This window comes from Anoxybacillus sp. J5B_2022 (genome assembly GCF_026847645.1).
In the GTDB taxonomy this organism is placed as follows: Bacteria; Bacillota; Bacilli; order Bacillales; family Anoxybacillaceae; genus Anoxybacteroides.
Window position 1 is genome coordinate 1 of sequence record NZ_JAPSMC010000161.1, and the last position, 885, is coordinate 885.

2 protein-coding genes and 1 pseudogene are annotated in these 885 nt (G+C 33.7%); all 3 read right to left on the reverse strand.

From position 1 onward, the window contains the following. Positions 1 to 264: pseudogene (locus M4I42_RS16970) on the reverse strand (hypothetical protein); the annotation flags it as partial. A gap of 153 nt (positions 265 to 417) precedes the next feature. Further along, a complete protein-coding gene (locus tag M4I42_RS16975; RefSeq protein WP_041637962.1) occupies positions 418 to 651 on the reverse strand; it encodes a hypothetical protein in 234 nt (77 codons plus the stop codon). Between the two features lie 2 nt (positions 652 to 653). After that, positions 654 to 885 (reverse strand): hypothetical protein (locus M4I42_RS16980; RefSeq protein WP_268853204.1); only part of this gene is annotated, 232 nt, incomplete at its 5' end.

Consider the following 885-nt stretch of genomic DNA (forward strand, 5'->3'; position numbering starts at 1 on the left):
AACAGGTTTTCCATCTTTATCGTTAATTTGAATTGTTAAATCAACCATTTCATTGCTTTTTGGAATTTCTTTTGAAAACTTCCAAACAGCCTGAGTAGTAACCTCTTGGGACTGGTTCGTTTCGTGATTCATTCCTTCGTGATTTTCACCTTGTTGCATATTTTCGTGATTCATATGTTGGTTTTTATTGGTGTTTTCGGACTTGCCACATCCACTTGCAATCAATAAAACGGAGATTAGAGTTAATAGCATTATTTTTTTCATATTGATACTTCACCCTTTCTATATAAGTTGCAATAAAGAATTTCCGATTTTTCACTTCCGTTTTCATCTCAATACAAGCAGATATAGTATAACGTGGAAGGTAATCAGCTGGATGTAAAACAAAGTTTCAACTTATATAGCACCATGCATATCCTAAATCTTTTCACCTAATGTTGGTGATATTTTTCCTATACCATTAGAATCTATCCCATGTACTGTCAATTGAGATTCTATCAAATCAAGTACATCAAAATATGCGAAATTTGAGCCCAATCTGAAAGATTTGTCCTCGGCGGATTCATCAGTAGGCGCTGTTAATGTCTCATTGTACTTTTCTTGAATAAGTGTAATCAAATCCTCCAAAAAAATCATTAATTGTTCATCCATGTTCATCTCCCCCTTAGAATACCTTCAAGAATTTCTTTTTGCTCCAATTGTCTTTGAATGTCAGAAGGCCATTTTTTATTGATTAATGCTTCCTGTTGCCTAGGGTCTAAGTTTCTAAAATTAGGTATATACGCTTCTGGGTTTTTAATTTTATCCCGATGCTCCTCTATTTGCTTTTCAATTGATTGAATTCCTCTGCGAATTTCGTCATCAGACTTGTTAACATATTGTTTA

Coding starts and splice junctions, on each gene's coding strand:
- M4I42_RS16975 (WP_041637962.1), bottom strand. CDS start 651: ATGGATGAACAATTAATGATTTTTTTGGAGGATTTGATTACACTTATT.